The organism is Curtobacterium luteum (assembly GCF_001475545.1).
In the GTDB taxonomy this organism is placed as follows: Bacteria; Actinomycetota; Actinomycetes; order Actinomycetales; family Microbacteriaceae; genus Curtobacterium; species Curtobacterium luteum_A.
On the sequence record NZ_LDQC01000049.1, the window covers coordinates 1 to 20,317 of the forward strand.

20 protein-coding genes are annotated in these 20,317 nt (G+C 70.8%); 3 read left to right on the forward strand and 17 right to left on the reverse strand.

Annotation, left to right across the window (positions count from 1 at the left end; genetic code table 11):
• The 14 genes from recO to hrcA all read right to left on the reverse strand — a co-directional run.
• Nucleotides 1-529, reverse strand: a 529-nt coding sequence (recO, locus tag NS184_RS09280) for a DNA repair protein RecO (RefSeq protein ID WP_083513584.1), incomplete at its 3' end; no start/stop codon positions are given.
• Nucleotides 530-907: 378 nt separating this feature from the next.
• The gene (leuA, locus tag NS184_RS09285; protein WP_058725842.1) at nucleotides 908-2,683 is read right to left on the reverse strand and encodes a 2-isopropylmalate synthase; all 1,776 of its coding nucleotides are present in this window, start codon (nucleotides 2,681-2,683) and stop codon (nucleotides 908-910) included.
• Nucleotides 2,684-2,933: 250 nt separating this feature from the next.
• The gene (locus tag NS184_RS09290) at nucleotides 2,934-4,337 is read right to left on the reverse strand and encodes an ABC transporter permease (RefSeq protein ID WP_058725843.1); all 1,404 of its coding nucleotides are present in this window, start codon (nucleotides 4,335-4,337) and stop codon (nucleotides 2,934-2,936) included.
• Nucleotides 4,334-5,086 (reverse strand): ABC transporter ATP-binding protein, encoded by a 753-nt coding sequence (locus tag NS184_RS09295; RefSeq protein ID WP_058725844.1) that lies wholly within the window; start codon nucleotides 5,084-5,086, stop codon nucleotides 4,334-4,336. The genes NS184_RS09290 and NS184_RS09295 overlap by 4 nt, the downstream gene beginning before the upstream one ends.
• 188 nt (nucleotides 5,087-5,274) lie before the next feature.
• The gene (locus tag NS184_RS09300; RefSeq protein ID WP_058725845.1) at nucleotides 5,275-5,961 is read right to left on the reverse strand and encodes a response regulator; all 687 of its coding nucleotides are present in this window, start codon (nucleotides 5,959-5,961) and stop codon (nucleotides 5,275-5,277) included.
• A complete protein-coding gene (locus NS184_RS09305) occupies nucleotides 5,958-7,196 on the reverse strand; it encodes a sensor histidine kinase (RefSeq protein ID WP_058725846.1) in 1,239 nt (412 codons plus the stop codon). The genes NS184_RS09300 and NS184_RS09305 overlap by 4 nt, the downstream gene beginning before the upstream one ends.
• Nucleotides 7,197-7,285: 89 nt before the next feature.
• Nucleotides 7,286-8,215 (reverse strand): GTPase Era, encoded by a 930-nt coding sequence (era, locus tag NS184_RS09310; protein WP_058725847.1) that lies wholly within the window; start codon nucleotides 8,213-8,215, stop codon nucleotides 7,286-7,288.
• The gene (locus NS184_RS09315; RefSeq protein ID WP_058725848.1) at nucleotides 8,212-9,534 is read right to left on the reverse strand and encodes a hemolysin family protein; all 1,323 of its coding nucleotides are present in this window, start codon (nucleotides 9,532-9,534) and stop codon (nucleotides 8,212-8,214) included. Before NS184_RS09315 ends, era begins: the two co-directional genes overlap by 4 nt.
• Before the next feature lie 4 nt (nucleotides 9,535-9,538).
• Complete coding sequence (ybeY, locus tag NS184_RS09320) at nucleotides 9,539-10,000, reverse strand: rRNA maturation RNase YbeY (protein ID WP_058725849.1); 462 nt, start codon at nucleotides 9,998-10,000, stop codon at nucleotides 9,539-9,541.
• On the reverse strand, nucleotides 9,997-11,121 hold the full coding sequence (locus tag NS184_RS09325; protein ID WP_058725850.1) for a PhoH family protein: 1,125 nt from the start codon (nucleotides 11,119-11,121) through the stop codon (nucleotides 9,997-9,999). The genes ybeY and NS184_RS09325 overlap by 4 nt, the downstream gene beginning before the upstream one ends.
• Nucleotides 11,111-11,464 (reverse strand): histidine triad nucleotide-binding protein, encoded by a 354-nt coding sequence (locus NS184_RS09330; RefSeq protein WP_058725851.1) that lies wholly within the window; start codon nucleotides 11,462-11,464, stop codon nucleotides 11,111-11,113. Before NS184_RS09330 ends, NS184_RS09325 begins: the two co-directional genes overlap by 11 nt.
• A gap of 34 nt (nucleotides 11,465-11,498) precedes the next feature.
• The gene (locus NS184_RS09335) at nucleotides 11,499-12,236 is read right to left on the reverse strand and encodes a 16S rRNA (uracil(1498)-N(3))-methyltransferase (protein ID WP_058725852.1); all 738 of its coding nucleotides are present in this window, start codon (nucleotides 12,234-12,236) and stop codon (nucleotides 11,499-11,501) included.
• Nucleotides 12,236-13,345: a molecular chaperone DnaJ gene (gene dnaJ, locus NS184_RS09340; RefSeq protein ID WP_058725853.1), complete on the reverse strand. Its 1,110-nt coding sequence runs from the start codon at nucleotides 13,343-13,345 to the stop codon at nucleotides 12,236-12,238. The genes NS184_RS09335 and dnaJ overlap by 1 nt, the downstream gene beginning before the upstream one ends.
• An 87-nt stretch (nucleotides 13,346-13,432) precedes the next feature.
• Entirely contained in the window at nucleotides 13,433-14,452 is a 1,020-nt protein-coding gene (hrcA, locus tag NS184_RS09345) for a heat-inducible transcriptional repressor HrcA (protein ID WP_058725854.1), read from the reverse strand.
• A 109-nt stretch (nucleotides 14,453-14,561) separates the two neighbouring features.
• Here hrcA and NS184_RS09350 point away from each other — a divergent pair, with 109 nt between their 5' ends.
• Complete coding sequence (locus NS184_RS09350) at nucleotides 14,562-14,960, forward strand: DUF4870 domain-containing protein (RefSeq protein WP_242863014.1); 399 nt, start codon at nucleotides 14,562-14,564, stop codon at nucleotides 14,958-14,960.
• A gap of 20 nt (nucleotides 14,961-14,980) precedes the next feature.
• Here the strand turns inward: NS184_RS09350 and hemW are convergent, their stop codons facing one another.
• Nucleotides 14,981-16,216 (reverse strand): radical SAM family heme chaperone HemW, encoded by a 1,236-nt coding sequence (gene hemW / locus NS184_RS09355; protein ID WP_058725895.1) that lies wholly within the window; start codon nucleotides 16,214-16,216, stop codon nucleotides 14,981-14,983.
• Between the two features lie 28 nt (nucleotides 16,217-16,244).
• Here hemW and NS184_RS09360 point away from each other — a divergent pair, with 28 nt between their 5' ends.
• On the forward strand, nucleotides 16,245-16,937 hold the full coding sequence (locus tag NS184_RS09360; protein ID WP_058725856.1) for an HAD family hydrolase: 693 nt from the start codon (nucleotides 16,245-16,247) through the stop codon (nucleotides 16,935-16,937).
• A 124-nt stretch (nucleotides 16,938-17,061) separates the two neighbouring features.
• On the opposite strand, the gene NS184_RS09365 is transcribed toward NS184_RS09360, so the two are convergent.
• Nucleotides 17,062-17,709 (reverse strand): DUF1990 family protein, encoded by a 648-nt coding sequence (locus NS184_RS09365; RefSeq protein WP_058725857.1) that lies wholly within the window; start codon nucleotides 17,707-17,709, stop codon nucleotides 17,062-17,064.
• Nucleotides 17,710-17,806: 97 nt separating this feature from the next.
• Here NS184_RS09365 and NS184_RS09370 point away from each other — a divergent pair, with 97 nt between their 5' ends.
• Nucleotides 17,807-18,295 (forward strand): hypothetical protein, encoded by a 489-nt coding sequence (locus tag NS184_RS09370; RefSeq protein ID WP_058725858.1) that lies wholly within the window; start codon nucleotides 17,807-17,809, stop codon nucleotides 18,293-18,295.
• Nucleotides 18,296-18,299: 4 nt separating this feature from the next.
• Here NS184_RS09370 and lepA read toward each other — a convergent pair whose 3' ends face one another.
• Nucleotides 18,300-20,147 carry a translation elongation factor 4 gene (gene lepA, locus NS184_RS09375; RefSeq protein WP_058725859.1) on the reverse strand — a complete coding sequence of 616 codons (1,848 nt, stop codon included), beginning with the start codon at nucleotides 20,145-20,147 and terminating at the stop codon, nucleotides 18,300-18,302.
• Between the last annotated feature and the right edge of the window lie 170 nt (nucleotides 20,148-20,317).

Here is a 20,317-nt window from a genome sequence, read left to right on the forward strand (position 1 = left end):
GGTCCGCGACGACCCCGCCGAGCTGCACGACGAACGCCGAGTGCGGCCCCGGCTCACCCGTCACCGCGCAGTCGCCGAACGAGGGCGCCCACCCCGCGATGCTCATCGCCCGGAGCAGGTACGAGTCGAGCGTCGCCGTCGCGGCGTGCTCCCCGCGCGCCAGGGACCGGAGGGCTCCGACGAGCAGGAGGTACTGCTGGAGTCCGGCGTCGGCCTCGCTCAGCCGGTCGGCGGTCTCGACCATCGCGCTCGCAGCCGTGTACGAGCCGTAGTCGGCGACGATCTGGGCGCCGTACGAGCCGAGCGACTCCGCCTGCGTCACGATGTCGAGGGAGCGTCCCTCGTAGAACTGCGCGTCGACCACCATGAACGGTTCGAGTCGGCTGCCGAACTTCGACGCGGTCCGGCGGACGCCCTTCGCGACCGCTCGGATCTTGCCGTGCTGGCGGCTGAGCATCGTGACGATGCGGTCGGCCTCACCGAGCTTGTGGGTGCGCAACACGACGCACTCGTCCCGGTACAGCGGCATTGCTCCAGTATCCCCCTCGCCACCGACGGCGCAGTGCAGCAGGGTGGTCGGAACCGGGCGTCCCTGGCCGAACCGGGCGTCCCTGGCCGAACCAGGCATACCTGGCCGATCCGGGCGTCCCTGGCCGAACCAGGCGTCCCTGGTCGAACCGGGCGTCTCTGGCCGAACCAGGCGTACCTGGCCGAACCGGGCGTCCCTGGCCGAACCGGGCATACCTGGCCGAACCGGGCGTACCCGATCGATACTTCCGACCGTGTACGCCCGAAAGCACAAGCCACAGCACGCGTTCTGGGAACGTTCGAGCAGGCGCCTGACAGGCACGGCCGGGAGGCGCGGTGCGGGACGGACCCACACCGCGCCTCCCGGCCGTGGACGTGACTACGCGGAGACGAGCTCCGGTGACGGCGCGCCGGACGCGGCCCCGGCACGGACCGCGCGGTTCACCGCGCTGACGATCGCCTTGAGCGACGCCGTGGCGATGTCCGCGTCGATGCCGACGCCCCAGAGCCTCGTGCCGTCGACGTCGAGCTCGACGTAGGAGGCGGCCTGCGCGTCACCGGAGGCGCTCATCGTGTGCTCCGAGTAGTCGTACAGCGTGACGTCGATGCCCTGGCCCTCGAGGACCTGCAGGAACGCGTCGATCGGACCGGTACCCACGGCCTCGGCGCTGACCGATCCCTCGTCGACGCGCATCGCGACCGAGAGCTTCGTGGTGCCGTCGAAGTCCGACGCGGTCGCCGTCTTCGTGATCTCGTAGCGGCCCCACTTGTCCGACTCGTCGTCGGCGGGGAGGTACTCGTCGCGGAACAGGTCCCAGATGCGCTCCGACGAGAACTCGCCGCCCTCGGAGTCGGTGTGCTGCTGCACGACGCCGGAGAACTCGATCTGCAGCTTCCGAGGCAGGTCGAGCGCATGGTCGGTCTTCAGCAGGTACGCGACGCCGCCCTTGCCGGACTGCGAGTTCACACGGATGACGGCCTCGTAGGAGCGGCCGATGTCCTTCGGATCGACGGGCAGGTACGGCACTGCCCAGGCGATCTCGTCGACCGACTTCCCCGCCGCGTCGGCCTTGGCCCGCATCGCGTCGAAGCCCTTGTTGATGGCGTCCTGGTGCGAGCCGCTGAACGCCGTGTAGACGAGGTCGCCCGCCCACGGCTGCCGCTCGGGCACCGGGAGCTGGTTGCAGTACTCGACCGTGCGCTTCACCTGGTCGATGTCGCTGAAGTCGATCTCGGGGTCGATGCCCTGGGTGAACAGGTTCATCCCGAGGGCGACGAGGTCGACGTTGCCGGTGCGCTCCCCGTTGCCGAACAGGCACCCCTCGATGCGGTCGGCCCCGGCCATGTAGCCGAGCTCGGCGGCGGCGACGGCGGTTCCGCGGTCGTTGTGCGGGTGGAGCGAGAGGATGACGTCCTCGCGGTGCGCCAGGTTGCGGGACATCCACTCGATGGAGTCGGCGTAGACGTTGGGCGTCGCCATCTCGACCGTGGCGGGCAGGTTGATGATCACCTTGCGCTCGGGCGTCGGCTGGAAGACCTCGAGCACGGCGTTGCAGATCTGCACCGCGACCTCGAGCTCGGTGCCCGTGTAGGACTCGGGCGAGTACTCGTAGAACACCTGTGTGTCGTGCTGCAGGTTCGCCTCGGCCGCCTTGCAGAGCTCGGCGCCGTGCACCGCGATGTCGACGACGCCCTGGACGTCGGTCCGGAAGACGACCTCGCGCTGCACGATCGACGTCGAGTTGTACAGGTGGACGATGGCCTGCTTCGCGCCGTCAATCGCCTCGTAAGTGCGGTTGATGAGGTGTTCGCGCGCCTGCGTCAGGACCTGGATCGTGACGTCGTCGGGGATGGCGCCCTCGTCGATGAGGGAGCGGACGAAGTCGAAGTCCGTCTGCGAGGCGCTCGGGAAGCCGACCTCGATCTCCTTGTAGCCCATCCGGACGAGCAGGTCGAACATCGCCCGCTTCCGCTCGGAGTCCATCGGGTCGATCAGGGCCTGGTTGCCGTCACGGAGGTCCACTGCGCACCACCGGGGCGCCTTGTCGATGCGCTTCGTCGGCCAGGTACGGTCGGGCAGCTCGACACGGATCTGCTCGTGGAACGGGACGTACTTGTGGATCGGCATCCCCGAGGGCTGCTGCGTGTTCTGCATCGTTTCGTCGCTTTCGTCGTCAGGTGTGGGTCAGGCCACGACGGACTCCGCGACGAGGTGGGCCGTTGTGTCAGGCCTCGTCGCGGCAGCGAAGGAGGAGGAGCGCCGAGTACATCAGGACCACCGTAGCACTGGTGTACCAACCGTGTGCAAGCAGCCTGGAGGCGCGGGGCGGGTCCGCCGCGCGCCTCCGTGCCGGGACGTGGTCGCCGTCGGCCCCTCGTCCGTCCTCCGGCGGGGACGCGCGCCGTCAGTCGACCGCCAGTGCCTCCGTCGGCGGCACACGCATCGCGCGTCGCACCGGCGCGATCGTCGCGACGACCGCGAGGACCAGTGCGCCGACGATCACGATGCCGACCGTCGTCAGCGGCAGCACGGGTGTGACGACGGTGCCGAGTGTGCCGAGCAACGTCTGCCCGCCGACCCACCCGTACACGGTGCCGAGCACGAGCCCGGTGACCACCGCCGCGACGACCATCTGCACCGCCTCGGTCACGATCATCCGACGGACCTGCGCACCGGTGAGGCCGAGGACCCGGAGGAGGCCGAGCTCACGACGTCGCTGCAGCACGCCGAGTGCGAGGGCGTTCACGACGCCGACCGCGGCGATCACGGCCGAGAAGCCGACGATCACGCTGACCACGCCGTTCAGCTGCGCGAAGAAGTCGCGCTGCGCCTCGACCATCGCCGGCGTCATGCCGTCCTGCCCGGAGGTCACGGTCTCGAGGGTGTGCTGCATGATGCCGAGCGCGACCGCGAAGGTCACGAGGAGCGTCACGCCGATCACGAGCCCGATGGTGGCGCGCGAGGACCGTCCCGGCGCCCGCATCGCGTTCCGTCCGGCGAGGAGGACCACCGGGTCCTTCGCGCCGATGCGACCGATGAGCTGGAGCACGGGCGGCATCACGATCGTCGCGCCGACGGCCACCCCTGCGAAGGACACGAAGCCGCCGAGCGCAGCCGGTAGGACCGCGATGGGCGACGCCGCACTGGCCGCGAGGCCGATGGCCATCAGACCGCCGCCGACGACCATGAGCACGACTGCCCACACACTGCGTGCACGCCCCGAGCGGACGTCGTCGTGGCTCGGCTCGATGCTCGACGACAGCGCCTCGAGCGGCGTGACCGTCAGGACCCGCCGCGACCCCACTGCGAACGCACCCCAGGTGGCGAGGACGACTGCCACGATCGGCAGCACGAGTTCCCACGGGACGAGCGTGTACGCGGTGTCCGGCAGGAAGCCGTTGCCCCGCAGCACCATCACGAACACCGCGCTGAGGCCGGTGCCGACGACGGCGCCGAGCAGGCCGCCGACGAGTCCGACGAGGAGTCCGGCCCGCGTGATCCGGGACCGCAGCGTGGCTCCGGTCGCGCCGACCAGCCGTTGCAGGGCGATCACGCGCGTCTGCCCGGCGATGAGGGTGGCGCACGTGTTCGCCGTGACGATCGCACCGACGTAGAGCGCGATGCCGAGGAACAGCCACCCGACGACCGACAGGATCGCCTTCACGGTGGCGATGCCGTCGAGTCCGGTGGTCGCGAGCGCCTCCGACACGATGCCCGGCGCGATGACCAGGGCGGAGCCGAAGGTCGTGCCGAGTGCGGCGACGAGGATCGTGGCGCGGAACTCCCGCAGGGACGTCACCGCGTTCACGCTGCAGCCTCCATCCCGAGCATCGTCGCGGAGATCTCGGCGGCGTCCATCGCGGGGCGGTCCCCCACGATGCGCCCGTCCGCCAGGAACAGGATGCGGTCGGCGTTGGCGGCGGCAACCGGGTCGTGCGTGACCATCACGACGCTCTGCCCCCACTCGTCGACGGCACCGCGCAGGATCCCGAGGACGTCCCGCCCCGTCCGCGAGTCGAGCGCGCCGGTGGGTTCGTCCGCGACGACCACGGCCGGCCGCGAGGCGAGCGCACGGGCGATCGCGACGCGCTGCTGTTGGCCGCCGGAGAGCTGGTGCGGACGGTGCGTCAGACGGTTGCCGAGCCCGAGCATGTCGACGAGCCGGTCGATCCACGCGTCCTCCTCGCGCGACGTGCGGTGGCCGCCGAGCAGGAACGGCAGTCGGATGTTCTCGCCGACGTCGAGGGTGGGCACGAGGTTGAAGGACTGGAACACGAACCCGAGCCGACGACGCCGGAGTTCGGTGAGCTCGCGGTCGCCGAGCCCGGTGATGTCGGCTCCGTCGATCTGGATGCGGCCGCTCGAGACCGCGTCGAGGCCGGCGGCGACGTGCATGAGCGTCGACTTACCCGACCCCGACGGTCCCATCACCGCAGTGAACTCACCCGAGCCGATGTCGACGCTCACGTCGTCGAGCGCCGTCACCCGGCGCGCGGCGTCGCCATAGTGCTTGGACACGTGGTCGAGGCGGATGATCGGTGCGTGGCTGCTGGTCATGCGACCACGATGACGGACTGGAGGCTGGTCCCGCGTCGGTCGGTCGGCTCCTGTGGATGGTCCGCTCGGCTTGCTCCCCTGTGGACGGGTCATCCCTCCGGATGACGGGGCGTCGTGCTGCGGGCGCTGCGGGCGCTGCGCACGTCCGGCCGCCGTGCGGGTGACGCCGCAGGCGCTGCGCGCCGCGCTCAGTCCTTCGCGACCAGCCCGTGCTCGTGCGCGAACACCACGAGCCGCACCCGGTCGCGCAGCTCGAGCTTCGTCAGGACCCGCGAGATGTGCGTCTTCACGGTCGCCTCGCTCACGAACTCGTGCGACGCGATCTCGCTGTTGCTCAGGCCCTTCGCAGCGAGGTCGAAGATCTCCCGTTCCCGTGGTGTCAGCTCCGTGAACGCCGGGGGAACCGTCTCGACCGATGTCGTCGAGTCCTCGTAGCGACGGAGCAACTCGCGCGTCGCCGACGCCGCGAACACCGCGGTCCCCGCGTGCACCGTACGGATCGCCGCGAGCAGGAACTCGGGGTCTGCGTCCTTCAGCACGAAACCACTCGCTCCCGCACGGATCGCCTTCGCGGCTGCTTCGTCGAAGTCGAACGTGGTGAGCACGAGGACCTTCGCCCCGTCGGTGCCCGACTGCTCGACGATCCGGGACGTCGCCGTGATGCCGTCCATCACCGGCATCCGCACGTCCATGAGGACCACGTCGGGGCGGGCACGCCGCACGAGCTCGACGCCCTCGGCGCCGTCGCCGGCCTCGCCCACGAACTGCAGGTCCGGCTGCGAGTCGATGAGCATGCGGATCCCGGTGCGGAAGAGCGCCTGGTCGTCGACGAGCGCCACACGGATGCGGGCCTCGGGGTTCGGGGTCGTGGTCATCGTGCGGTGCGCTCCTGCTGGATCGAGGTGATGCGGTCGCGGGGCATCTGCCCGCTGGCGGGGACCGAGGGCATCCGGACCGCCACGACGAAGTCGTCACCACGCGGTCCGGCGGTCATCGTCCCGCCCGTCATGGTGGCACGCTCGCGCATGCCCACGAGGCCGTGACCGGTCCCGGGGCCGGCGCGGCCGTCGTCGGCACGCTCGTTGATGACCTGGATCTCGACCGTGTCCGGCCGGTAGGTGAGACGAGCACGCACGGGAGCGCCACGCTGCCCGTGCTTGTAGGCGTTCGTGAGGCTCTCCTGCACGATCCGGTACACGGCGAGCTGTGTCGTCGTCGGCAGGTTCGACGGGTCGCCCTCGCGCTCGACGTCGACGTCGAGCCCGATGTCACGCATCTCCGTCACGAGGTGCTCGATGTCGTCGATGTCCGGCGTCGGCGCGGTGCCCTGCTCGTGCCGGAGCGTCCCGAGCAGTTCACGGACGTCGCCGAGAGCCCGGCGGGCCGTACCGGAGATCGTCGTCAGGGCCTGGTCGGCGATCGCCGGATCGGCCTTGAGCGCGTAGCGCGCGCCGTCCGCCTGGGCGATGACGACCGCGAGCGAGTGCGCGACGATGTCGTGCATGTCGCGAGCGATGCGGACACGCTCCTGCTCGACGGCGACCGCGCGGTCGGCGCGGGCAGCATCGCGTTCGGCGAGGAGCTGGGCCTCTCGGCTGACGCTCGCGAGCCGACGGGTCCGGCGGACCAGCCCGGCGAGCCACGGGAGCAGGAGGACCAGCAGCACCCCGGCGAACGTGCCGAGCACGAGCTGTGCGAACTCCATCGGGGTCCGCGTGAAGCCGGCGTCGTGCTGCTGCTGCACGTCCTGCAACCCGATGTAGCCCGCGGCCACGAGTGCCCCACCGACCGCGGAGAGGAGTCCTGCGAGCCGGACCCTGGCGCTCCCGTACGCGCTCGTGGTGAACATCACGCCCGCGATGAGCACGTTGGCGGGATCAGGGGTCTGCCAGGTCGCCATCTGCAGGACGGCGAAGAGCCACGCGATACCGAGCGCGAGCCCCGGGGAGAGTCGACGGAGCGCCAGGGACGCCGTGAGCCCGGCGACGACGATGATGCTCAGCGGCCCGTTGCCACCACCGGTCCGCAGCAGCAGCAGCACCACGCCGAGGAGGACCGCGACGATGACGTCGAAGAGGACCTGCGAGCGCAGCACGGGACGGAACACCATGCCACGGTACGGCGCTCCGAGCAGACGCGCGTCAGTCGATCGGCTGACGTGCCCTCGACCTCCCGGCGCGGTCAGTGGACGTCGGGTGTTCAGAAACCGAGGCGGCCGAGCTGCTTCGGGTCGCGCTGCCACTCCTTCGCGACCTTCACGCGCAGGTTGAGGTACACGTGCCGCCCGCCCAGCAGCGACTCGATCTCGGACCGGGCGCGCGAGCCGACGTCCTTCAGCCGCTCCCCGCCGCGGCCGATGACGATCGCCTTCTGGCTGTCGCGTTCGACGAACAGGTTCGCGAAGATGCGCAGGGGGCCGTCCGGGTCGTCGTCCTGGTCCGGCTCGACGACGTCCTCCACGACGACGGCGAGTGAGTGCGGCAGCTCGTCGCGGACGCCCTCGAGCGCGGCCTCGCGGATGAGTTCGGCGATGCGGTCCTCGTCGGTCTCCTCCGTCACGGTCGCGTCGTCGTAGAGCTGCGGCGACTCGGGCAGCAGCGCCGTGATCTCGTCGAGGAGCGGTTCGAGCTGCAGCCCGCGGGTGCCGGACGTCGGGATGATGACGTCCCACTCGCGCAGCTTCGACACCGCCAGGAGCTGCTCGCCGACCTTGTCCTTCGACACACGGTCGATCTTCGTGACGATCGCGATCTTCTTCGCTCGGGGGTACTGGTCGAGGGAGTCGTTGATGAACCGGTCGCCCGGGCCGATCGGCTCGTTGGCCGGGACGCAGAAGCCGATCACGTCGACGTCGCCGAGCGTCGACTGGACCAGGTCGTTGAGCCGTTCGCCGAGGAGCGTCCGCGGTCGGTGCACGCCCGGAGTGTCGACGATGATGACCTGACCGTTCGACCGGTGCACGACGCCCCGGATGGCCCGACGGGTGGTCTGCGGCTTCGACGAGGTGATGGCCACCTTCTCGCCCACCAGGGCGTTCGTGAGCGTCGACTTGCCGACGTTCGGTCGGCCGACGAAGGAGACGAAGCCCGCGCGGTACGGCTGGCCCTGGGGCGTGGTGGTGTCGGTCATGCGGAGGTGTTCCCTGTCGTGGTGGGCGTGGTGTCGTCGAAGGCGCGCTCGACGTCCGCGAGGGCGTCGGTCCGCTCGGCGAGGACGGAGACGAGGTGGCGGCGCTTGCCCTCCACCCGGTCGGCGACGAGCACGATCCCGTCGACGGTGACGCGGTCGCCGCGGGTGGCGAGGTGGCCGAGTTCCTTGACGAGCAGCCCGCCCGCCGTGTCGACGTCGTCGTCGTCGAGTTCGATCCCGAAGAGGTCGCCGAGCTCGTCGACGGGCATCCGGGCCGAGACGCGCCAGACACCGGGTTCGAGCTCGACGCGGTCGACGACGGCGCGGTCGTACTCGTCCGAGATGTCGCCCACGAGTTCCTCGATGAGGTCCTCCATCGTGACGAGACCGGCGACGCCGCCGTACTCGTCGACCACGAGCAGCAGGTGGTTCCTGCCCGCCTGCATCGCACGCAGTGTGTCGTCGGCGGCCTTCGACTCCGGGACGAACCCGGCCGGACGCAGCAGGGTCGTCACCGGCTCGGCGCCGGCTCCCGGACGTTCGTAGAGCGCACGCGAGACGTCACGGAGGTAGAGCACGCCGAGGACGTCGTCGCTGTCCTTGCCCGTGACCGGCATGCGCGACACCCCGGCGACGAGGAACTGCTCCATCGCGCCCGCGAGCGTGTCGGCGCCGTCGACGGTGACCATGTCGGTGCGCGGCACCATGACCTCGCGCACGAGGGTGTCGCTGAACGCGAACACCGAGTGGATGAGCTCGCGGTCGTCCGCCTCGAGGACGTTGCTCTCGGCGGCCTCGTCGACGAGGGACAGCAGCTGCTCCTCGCTCGACACCGTCGACGCGCTGCGACCGCGCCCGGGGGTCACCCGGTCGCCGATGGCCACCAGGAGCCCGGCGAGGGGACCGAGCACGATCCGCACGGCGCGGACGAGACCGCCCGTGGTGGCGATCAACCGCTCGGCGTGCGCGCGGCCGACGCTGCGCGGGCTCGACCCCACGAGGACGAACGACACCGCGGTCATCACCGCGGCGGACACGATCAGCGCGACCCACCACGTGTCGAACACGGTCACGAGGGCGATCGTCACGAGCACCGCGGCGGCCGTCTCGGCGAGCACCCGGACGAAGTTCAGCGCGTTGACGTGTGCGCCGACGTCGTCACCGATCGCCTCGATCGCGCGACGACGCTTGGCACCCCGCGCGATCTCGTCGAGGTCGGCGCGGGACAGCACCGACAGCGCCGCATCGGACGCTGCGAGCACACCACCGCCGACGACGAGCACGAACGCCACCGCGAGCAGGACGGCGACGAGCAGCATCAGCTCACCGCCCTCGGTGCTGGGCGGCGAACGCGGAGAGGATCTCGCCCTGGATGCCGAACATCTCGGCCTTCTCCTCCGGCTCCGCGTGGTCGAACCCGAGGAGGTGCAGGATGCCGTGACACGTGAGCAGCAGCATCTCGTCCGTCGTCGAGTGCCCGGCGGTCTTCGCCTGCTCCTCGGCGACCTGTGGGCAGAGCACGATGTCGCCGAGGAGCCCGGCGGGCGTCGGGTCCTCTTCGGTGCCCGGCCGCAGTTCGTCCATCGGGAAGCTCAGGACGTCGGTCGGACCCGGCTCGTCCATCCAGCGCACGTGCAGCTGCTCCATCGCGCCCTCGTCCACGAGCACGATCGCGAGCTCCGCGTCGGCGTGGACGTGCATCGCGTCGAGTGCGAAGGAGGCGAGGCGCTGGATCGCGGCCTCGTCCACCTCCACCCCGGACTCGTTGTTGAGCTCGATGCTCACCGGTTCCCTCCTCGGGAGTCGTTCTGCGGGTACGGGGAGCGCTGGCGGTCCTGCGGCGGTCGACCCCGGCGCTCGGCGCGGTTCACGCCGGCGGGGTTGCCCTCCGCTGCCGAGCCACGACCGCCCGGGCGGTACCCGGCCTGCTCTGCGAGCCGCTCCTCGTCGTAGGCGGTGTACGCATCGACGATGCGGCCGACGAGTGTGTGGCGGACGACGTCCTCGCTGCCGAGGCGGGCGAAGTGGATGTCGTCGACCTCGTCGAGGATCCGTGTGACGAGCCGGAGACCGGAGAGGTTGCCCGGCAGGTCGACCTGGGTGATGTCACCCGTGACGACCATCTTCGACCCGAACCCGAGGCGCGTGAGGAACATCTTCATCTGCTCGGGCGTGGTGTTCTGCGCCTCGTCGAGGATCACGAACGAGTCGTTGAGCGTCCGCCCGCGCATGTACGCCAGCGGAGCGACCTCGACCGTCCCGGCCGCGAGGAGCTTCGGCACGAGCTCGGGGTCCATCATCTCGTTGAGGGCGTCGTACAGCGGCCGCAGGTAGGGGTCGATCTTGTCGGTGAGCGTGCCGGGCAGGAACCCGAGCCGCTCGCCCGCCTCGACCGCGGGACGCGTGAGGATGATGCGGTTCACCTCACGCCGCTGCAGCGCCTGGACGGCCTTCGCCATCGCCAGGTACGTCTTGCCGGTACCCGCCGGACCGATCCCGAACGTGATGGTGTTCGCGTCGATCGCGTCGACGTAGGCTCGCTGCCCGTCGGTCTTCGGACGGACCGACTTGCCCCGGCTCGACACGATCGGGGTACCGAAGGTGTCCGACGGCTTGCGGTCGTCGTCGAGGATGCGCGCCGACATCGGGATGTCGGCCGGGCCGATGTCCTGCCCGCGCTTGACCATGGCGACGAGCTCGTCGACGAGGGCACGGGCACGGGCGACCTCGCGCTCCGGACCGGTGAGGCTCACCTCGTTGCCACGCACGACGACGCGGACCCCGGGGTACTGGCGTTCGACGGTCTTGAGCAACCGGTCCTGGGGACCGAGCAGCTGCACCATGGCGATGCCGTCGACGGTGAGCTCGGACGTGGTGTCCTGCTCGAGTGGTTCGTTATCCGGCAAGGGTGCCTTCCTGCAGTTCACCTGCGAGTACGTGCGCGTGCACGTGGAACACGGTCTGACCGGCGGTTTCGCCGGTGTTGAACACGAGACGGTACTGGCCGCCGGCGCGCTCGTCGGCGATGCGCTGGGCGGTGGCGACCACGTGGGCGAGGAGGTCGGGGTCCCCGGAGGCGAGCTCCGTCACGTTGCGGTACTGCTCGGTCTTGGGGACGACGAGCACGTGGACGGGAGCCTTGGGCGCGATGTCCTCGAACGCGATGACACGGTCGTCCTCGGCGACGACGGTCGCCGGGATCTCGCGCGCGATGATCTTCGAGAAGACGCTGGGCGTGCTGGTGCTCATGTCCCCATCGTAGAACGCGCCGCCGACGGCGGGCCTACCAGCGTCCGAGCCGCGTCTGGAGGATCGACAGGGCGGCCGGGCCCGCGGTCGAGGTCCGGAGCACGGTGTCGCCGAGCCGGACCCGCACGGCGCCCGCGGCGACGAGGCGGTCGAACTCCGCGCCGTCGATGCCACCCTCGGGACCGACGACGAGCGCGATGTCCTCGACGTCCGCCGGGCGCTCCCACGCGGACAGGCGGACGTCGCCGACCGGGTCGAGCACGAGCACCGCTCGCCCGGCACCGACCGTGCCGGCCAGCTGCGTGGTCGTCACGGGTGACTCGACGACCGGCACCCGCGGGCGGATGGCCTGCTTCGCGGCCTCGTGGGCGATGGCCTCCCACCGCGCTCGGCCCTTCTCCACCTTCGCACCCTCCCACCGGGACACGCTCCGGGCAGCCGACCACGGGACGATGCGGTCGACCCCGATCTCGGTCGACGCCTGCACCGCCATCTCGTCGCGACCGCCCTTCGCGAGGGCCTGCACGAGCGTCAGCGTGGGCGACGGCGCCGGGGACACGTCGACCGCCGCGACCTCGAGCACGAGGGCGTCACGGTCGGTGGACACCACCGGACCGGTCACCACGGTGCCGTGGCCGTCTCCCAGGCGCAGCGTCTCACCGACCCGCACCCGGGCGACCGACACCGCGTGGCGACCTTCCGCCCCGTCCAGGGACACCCGGTCGCCGACGGTCACGCCGTCGAGCGACGGCACGAGGTACAGCGAGGCCATCAGAAGTTGAAGAAGCGGTCGCGGAGCTTGCCGAACATGCCCTGCTGGAACCGGGCGAGCTGCGGCTTGGTCGCCTTGTGCGACTTCGCGAGCTGCTCGACGAGCTGGCGCTCCTTGTGCGAGAGCTTCGTCGGCGTCACCACCTGGACGCCGACGCGGAGGTCACCGCGCCCGTTGCCGCGCAGCTTGGTGACACCGCGGTCCTTGAGGACGAGCACGTCCGCGCTCTGGACACCCGGACGGATCTCGAGCTCCACCGGGCCGTCCAGGCCGTCGATCGTCGCCGTCGTACCGAGGATCGCGTCGGTCATCCCGACCTCGAGCGTCGCGAGCAGGTCGTCGCCGTCGCGGCTGAAGACGTCGTGGTGCCGCACCCGGATCTCGAGGTAGAGGTCACCCGAGGGGCCGCCGGCGGGACCCACCTCGCCCTGGCCCGGCATCTGCAGGCGCAGACCGGAGTCGACACCGGCGGGCACGTCGACCGGGATCGAGCGGCGGGCGCGCACACGACCCTGGCCCTGGCACGTCGGGCACGGGTTCGGGATGACCGTGCCGTAGCCACGGCAGGTGCCGCACGGGGCGCTCGTCACGACGTTGCCGAGGAGCGATCGCACCTGGCGCTGGATGTGACCCGAGCCGCCGCAGATGTCACACGTCCGCGGGCTGGTCCCCGGCGCGCAGCACGAACCGTTGCAGGTCTCGCACAGCACCGCGGTGTCGACCTCGACCTCCTTGTGGGTGCCGAAGACGACCTCGTCGAGGTCGACGTCGATGCGCAGCAGGGCGTCCTGCCCCCGCTCGGCGCGGCTGCGCGGACCGGAGCCCCGGCCACCGCCGCCCCCGCCGAAGAACGCGTCGAAGATGTCGCTGAAGCCTCCGGCGCCGCCACCGAACGGGCTGTCCGCCTGCGGACCGGCGTCGTACCGACGGCGCTGCTCGGGGTCGCTCAGCACGTCGTAGGCGTGCGTCACGTCCTTGAAGCGCTCGGCGGCCTCCGGGCTGGGGTTCACGTCCGGGTGGAGCTCACGCGCCAGGCGACGGTAGGCCTTCTTGATGTCGGCATCGGAGGCGTCCGGCTGGACGCCGAGGACGTCGTAGTGGTCTGCCACGTATCCCTCAGAGTGTTTCGGTTCGGTCGGTCTGGAGGCCCGGTGCGGGTCGAGCGCGTGGGTCGCGCCGATCGCGGTGCGGGCCGGTCAATGTTCGCCCAGGAGCTTGGACAGGTACCGTGCGACGGCCCGGACGGCGGCCATGTTGCTGCCGTAGTCCATCCGGGTCGGCCCGAGCACCCCGAGCCGCGCCACCTCGCCACCGGCGAGGTACCCGCCGGCGACGATGCTCGTGGCGTCGAGGCCGTACTCGGCGTTCTCGGCGCCGATGCTCGCGGCCACCGCGATGTCGTCCACCTGCATCTCCCCGAACAACCGGAGCAGGGTGACTTGTTCCTCGATGGCCTCGAGCACGGGGAAGAGACCGCCGGAGAAGTCCGACTCGCTCTTCGCGAGGTTCGCCGCACCCGCCATGAGCAGGCGGTCCTGACGGTTGGCGGCCACCTGCTCGATGAGGGTCGCCACGACGACCCCGGCGAGGGGCTGCACGTCGGGTCGGAGCTGCTGCGGCACCGCCCGGAGCGCGCCGGGCACGTCCTGCAGGAGCAACCCGACCGTCGCGCCGTTCACCACGCTGCGGAGTTCGGTGAGCGCGGACTCGTCGAGGCTGACGTCGCTCTCGACGACGCGCTGTTCGACCCTGGCCGTGTCGGTGATGAGCACGACCATGAGCCGGGTGTCCCCGAGCCGGACGAGCTCGACGTGCTGCACCCGGGCGCGCACCATCGACGGGTACTGCACGAGTGCGACCTGGTTCGTGAGCTGGCTGAGCAAGCGGACCGTCCGGCCGAGGACGTCGTCCAGGTCGCCGGAGGCGTCGAGGAAGGTCTCGATCGCGTGCCGCTGTGCACTGGAGAGCGGGCGGGCGGCGGCCAGGTGGTCGACGAACACCCGGTACCCCTTGTCGGTCGGCACCCGTCCGGACGACGTGTGCGGCGCGACGATGAGCTGCTCGTCCTCGAGCTGGGCCATGTCGTTGCGGATCGTCGCCGCACTGACACCGAAGGCGTGCCGGTCGACGATGGACTTCGAGCCGACCGGCTCACGGGAGGCGACGTAGTCCCGCACGATGGCCTTGAGGACTTCGAGGCTGCGTTCGCTGACCACTCGATCCCCTTCCCGTTCGCGTTGGCACTCTCGTGTGTCGACTGCTGATCCTACGCCCGACGGCCGACAGCGCGGGACGGCCGTCGGCGCTCGTCGGTACGCTTCCCGCATGACCTACGGACAGCAGCCCGGCGGCCCAGGCGGCCCCCAGTACCCGCCGAACCACCAGCCGCCCCAGCCGATGAGCCCCGAGGACCAACGGCTCTGGGCGACGCTGACCCACGTCGGCGGGATCTTCTTCAGCATCGTCGTGCCGATCGTCGCCTACCTCGTGCTGCGCGACCGCGGACGGTTCGTGCGCGAGCACACGAGGGTGGCGCTCAACTTCCACATCACCATGGCGATCGCCGGTTTCGTGGGCGGCATCACGTCGTGGCTCGGCATCGGGCTGCTCATCCTGCTCGCCGTGGCCGTCCTGACCGTGGTGTTCGCCGTCATGGCGGCGCTCGCGGCGAACCGCGGCGAGTTCTACAAGTACCCGCTGTCGATCGAGTTCATCAAGCAGTAGCGAGGCGCCCGCCGGCCGACTCAGTCGAGCAGCTCGCGGACCACCGCGTCGGCGAGCAGCCGACCCTGCCTCGTCAGCTCGACCCGTCCCCGCACCGCGGCCGCCCCGTCCACCAGACCACGTGCGATGAGTCCGGCGACGCGACCACGGGCCTCCCGGCGGAGCTCCGACGTGGCGAGCTCCCCGCGGACCCGTGCCGCGAGCAGCACGCGCTCGACGTACCGGGTCTCGTCGTCGAGGGTCTCGCGACCGGCGGCCGGCGACTCCCCCGCGAGCACCCGGTTCGCGTACGCGGCCGGGTGCTTGACGTTCCACCAGCGGGTGCCGGCGACCGCGGAGTGCGCCCCCGGGCCGACGCCCCACCAGTCGTGGCCCTTCCAGTACGACAGGTTGTGCCGACTGGCGTGGCCGGCCGTGCCGCCGTCGGCATCGAGACGTGCCCAGTTGGACACCTCGTACCAGGAGTACCCGGCCGCGCTGAGCACGTCGTCGGCGAGCTCGTACATGTCGGCGGCGAGGTCGTCGTCGGGAGCCGGCAGCTCGCCCCGCGCGACCATCCGACCCATCGCGGTGCCCTCCTCGACGATGAGGGAGTACGCCGAAACGTGGTCGGGCGCGCACGCGATCGCCGCGTCCAGCGAGACCCGCCAGTCGTCGAGGGACTCCCCCGGCGTCGAGTAGATGAGGTCGAGCGACACGTCCAGGCCCTGCTGCTTCGCGAGGTCCACCACGAGCGGCACGCGCTCGGGGTCGTGCGTGCGGTCGAGCGTGGCGAGGACGTGCGGCACGGCTGACTGCATGCCGTAGCTGACGCGGGTGAACCCGCCCTCCCGGAGGGTCTGCAGCGAGGCCGCGTCCACGGAGTCCGGGTTCGCCTCCGTGGTGACCTCGGCGCCGGGCACGATCCCCCACGTCTCGTCGATCGCACGGAGGATCATCACGAGGTCGTCGGCCGGCAGCATCGTCGGGGTCCCGCCGCCGAAGAAGACCGTCGTCACCGGACGGCGGGGCACACCGGAGCGCTCGAGGACGTCTGCGGCGAAGCGGATCTCCTGCACGGCGTGCCCCGCGTAGTCGTCGCGCCGGACCCCGCGCAGCTCGGACGCCGTGTAGGTGTTGAAGTCGCAGTAGCCGCACCGGACGCGGCAGAACGGCACGTGCACGTAGACGCCGAACGGGACGTCGCCCGCTCCCGGTCCGGGGGTGACCAGTCCGTCCGACGGAGCGGGATCGGCGATCGGCAGGGCGCTCGGCATGGACTCCATTCTCGGTCATGATGGAGGCATGGAGCACCACACCGTCCCCACCACGGTGCTGTGGGACATCGACGGCACCCTCGTGCTGAACGCCGCGTCGCCGGGCAACCTGTACCACCTGGCGCTCGAGCGGGCGGTCGGCCGCGACCTCACCCTGCGCGTCGGGCACCAGCACGGCCGCACCGATGCCGGCCTCATCGCCGAGCACGTCCGGGCGCACGACTTCGACGACGCACTCATCCCGACCGTGTCCGCACACCTGCGCGACCTCACCGACGAACGCTTCCGTGCCGGTGACCACCGGAAGCCGGCACCGGGTGCCCGCGAGCTGGTCCGACGCTTCGCGGTGCTGGGCTGGCGCAACGGGCTGCTCACCGGCAACTCCGAGCACCGGGCACGGGTCAAGCTGCGCGGCGCAGGGTTCGACCTCGAGGCGTTCGACTGGGCGCACTCGTTCTTCGGCGACGAGGAGGTCGACCGCGCCGGCGTCACCGGACGTGCGGCCGTGGCGCTCCGGGGCGAGCGGGCCGTGATCCTCGGCGACACCCCGCGCGACGGCGAGGCCGCGGACGTGGCGGGCATCCCGTTCCTCGCGGTCGCGACGGGCGTCTACGACGTCGAGGCGCTGCGGGCGACGGGCGCGGTCGCGGTGGCGCGGGACTGCCTGCAGGACGTGGCGCTGATCGAGGACGCGATCGCCGCGCTCCCATCGCTGCGCTGACGCCGTCCCTCGGCGCGCGGATGCCGAGACTCGGGTACGCGGACAGTTTCGTGCCGTCCGGCCCGCGGAAGTGTCCGCCGAGCCGAGACTCGGCAGGCGTCACGTCGGCCGACGCGCGGAGTGCTCAGTCGCCGCGCAGTGCCGCGAGGTACTTCTCGGCCATGACCTTCTGCTGCCGACGGAGCAGCGGCTCGACGAGGCGCCACTTCCGGCTCGCCGGCTGCGAGAACTGCCGCAGCTGCAGCCAGACCGAGCCGTCCGGGGTGCGCTCGACGACGAACGACTCCTCGCCGGAGAGCGGGTGGCCCTCGAGCGTGCCGTAGACGAAGCCCTTCCGGTCCGTCTCGTCGATGATCGACACGACCCGGACGGGTGCGTGCACGGTCTGGCCGAACGCGTGCATCGTGAGCGTCGCGGTCGTCCCCGCGGTCAACAGCGGCGTGCCGTCGGGCGCGAACCGCTCGACCTTCGGTGTGCCGATCGACGCGGGAGCGATCGGGACCCCGTGCTCGTCGAACGTCACCGGGTTGTAGCGGACCTCGGCGTCGTCGGGTTGGTCGTCGACACGCACGCGGATCCCGCTGCGCTCCTGGATCTGCCAGGACAGCGCCTGCGTCACGGCCGTCTCGAAGCGGGCGTCACCGTGGCCGATCCGGGCACGGGACTCGGTGGGCGTGAAGCCCTCCGGCGGGTACGTCATGAGGTCCGATGCCTGGGTCGCGCCGACCGCGCCGTACGTCAGGGCGGTCCGGTAGCTGCCGCGGGAACTCATGCCGACCAGCCTACTTGGGGCGGGAACCGCCCGCTGCACGCGGGGAGCCCCGAACTGGAGGCTCGGACCGCCTCCGCCACACCGCTATCGTCACCCCGTGCCCACCTCGACCGCCGACCCCCGTCCGCGGACCGACCGCACGGTGCGGACGCTCGGCACCCTCACCGCCGCCGCCTTCGCGCTCGCGCTCGCCGCACGGCTCGTCGTCGACGCGTACGAGGCACGTGCGGCCCTCCCCGTGCAGGTCACGACCGAGCCCCCGCTCGACCCGTACCCGATCGTCAGCACCCTGCTCGCCGAGGTCGCGGTCGCGGGCGTCGGCGCCGGTGTGCTGTTGTTCGGCGCGCTGCTCGTGGTCGTCGTTCGTCGCTCCCACCGACACGCGATCGTTCCCTGGCTCGTGGGCGGAACGGTCCTGCTCGCCCTCACCTCGGCCGCGGCGTCCGTCGTCGCGAGTCAGCAGACGACGTTCGTCGGGATGTCGGAGTGGAGCACCTGGCGGACCGCACTGGCCGGACTCGCCACCGCGTGCCTCCCGGCCGTGTGTCTGGCCGCGTGGCGGGCGCGCACCGATCGCGCCCGCTGAGCCGCTACTTCTTCTTCTCCTCGACGTCGCCCGAGAGCGCCGCGATGAAGGCTTCCTGCGGCACCTCGACACGACCCACCATCTTCATGCGCTTCTTGCCCTCCTTCTGCTTCTCGAGGAGCTTGCGCTTGCGGGTGATGTCACCGCCGTAGCACTTCGCCAAGACGTCCTTGCGCATGGCGCGGATGCTCTCGCGGGCGATGATCCGCGCGCCGATCGCAGCCTGGATGGGCACTTCGAACTGCTGCCGAGGGATGAGCTTGCGGAGCCGCTCGGTCATGAGGGTGCCGTACGCGTACGCCTTGTCGCGGTGGACGATCGCGCTGAACGCGTCCACTTGCTCGCCCTGGAGGAGGATGTCGACCTTGACGAGGTCTGCCGCCTGGTCACCCGTGGGCTCGTAGTCGAGCGACGCGTAGCCCTGCGTCTTGCTCTTGAGCTGGTCGAAGAAGTCGAAGACGATCTCGCCGAGCGGGATCTCGTACCGGATCTCGACGCGGTCCTCGCCGAGGTACTCCATGCCGAGCAGGGAGCCGCGGCGCGACTGGCAGAGCTCCATGATCGCGCCGACGTAGTCCTTCGGGGCGAGGATCGCCGCGCGCACCATCGGCTCGCGGACCTCGACGATGCGACCGCCCGGGAACTCCGACGGGTTCGTGACCTCGGTGACGGAGTTGTCCTCGTTCGTGACCTCGTAGATCACGCTCGGAGCAGTGGTGATGAGGTCGAGGCCGAACTCGCGGCTGAGGCGCTCGGTGATGATCTCGAGGTGCAGCAGGCCGAGGAACCCGCAGCGGAACCCGAACCCGAGCGCCACGGAGGTCTCGGGCTCGTACACGAGGGCGGCGTCGGACAGCTTGAGCTTGTCGAGTGCTTCGCGGAGGTCCGGGTAGTCGGAGCCGTCGATCGGGTACAGCCCCGAGAACACCATCGGCTTCGGGTCGGTGTAGCCGGCCAGCGGGTCGGTCGCGGGCTTCTGCGCGCTCGTGACGGTGTCGCCGACCTTCGACTGGCGGACGTCCTTCACGCCGGTGATGAGGTACCCGACCTCGCCGACGCTGAGCCCCTTCGTCGGCTTCGGTTCCGGCGACGACACCCCGATCTCGAGGATCTCGTGTGTCGTCTTCGTGGACATCATCTGCACCTTCTCGCGCGGCGAGATGGTGCCGTCCACCATGCGGACGTAGGTGACCACGCCGCGGTAGCTGTCGTAGACGGAGTCGAAGATCATCGCGCGGGGCGGTGCGTCGACGGTGCCGACGGGCGGCGGGACCGTGCCGACCACGCGGTCGAGGAGCTCGGGGACGCCGACGCCGGTCTTGCCGGAGACGCGCAGTACGTCCTCCGGCTTGCCGCCGATGAGCTGCGCGAGCTCGGCCGCGTACTTGTCCGGCTCGGCGGCGGGGAGGTCGATCTTGTTCAGGACCGGGATGATCTCGAGGTCGTTCTCGAGCGCCAGGTAGAGGTTCGCGAGGGTCTGCGCCTCGATCCCCTGCGCGGCGTCGACGAGGAGGATCGCCCCCTCGCACGCGGCCAGCGAGCGCGAGACCTCGTACGAGAAGTCGACGTGCCCCGGCGTGTCGATCATGTTCAGCGCGTACGTCTTGCCGTCGAGCTCCCACGGCATGCGGACGGCCTGCGACTTGATCGTGATGCCGCGCTCACGCTCGATGTCCATGCGGTCGAGGTACTGCGCGCGCATCGCCCGTTCCTCGACGATGCCGGTGATCTGCAGCATGCGGTCGGCCAGCGTGGACTTGCCGTGGTCGATGTGCGCGATGATGCAGAAGTTGCGGATCGCCTCGGCCGGGGTCGCGGCGGGCTCGAGCGGCGCGGATGCTTGTGGGCTCACGGTTCCTCAGGGGTCGGGACGGTCGAACGATTGTCCCACGTCCGGGCGCCGGCAGCGCGCAGTCCCGGGCCGTCGTGTGGAGACCGGGCGCAGCCCTGCGCCCTGTGCAGGAATGCCGGGAGGCCTGGGGCGGGGCCGCACCGCGCCTCCCGTCCGTCAGACGGTCGCCG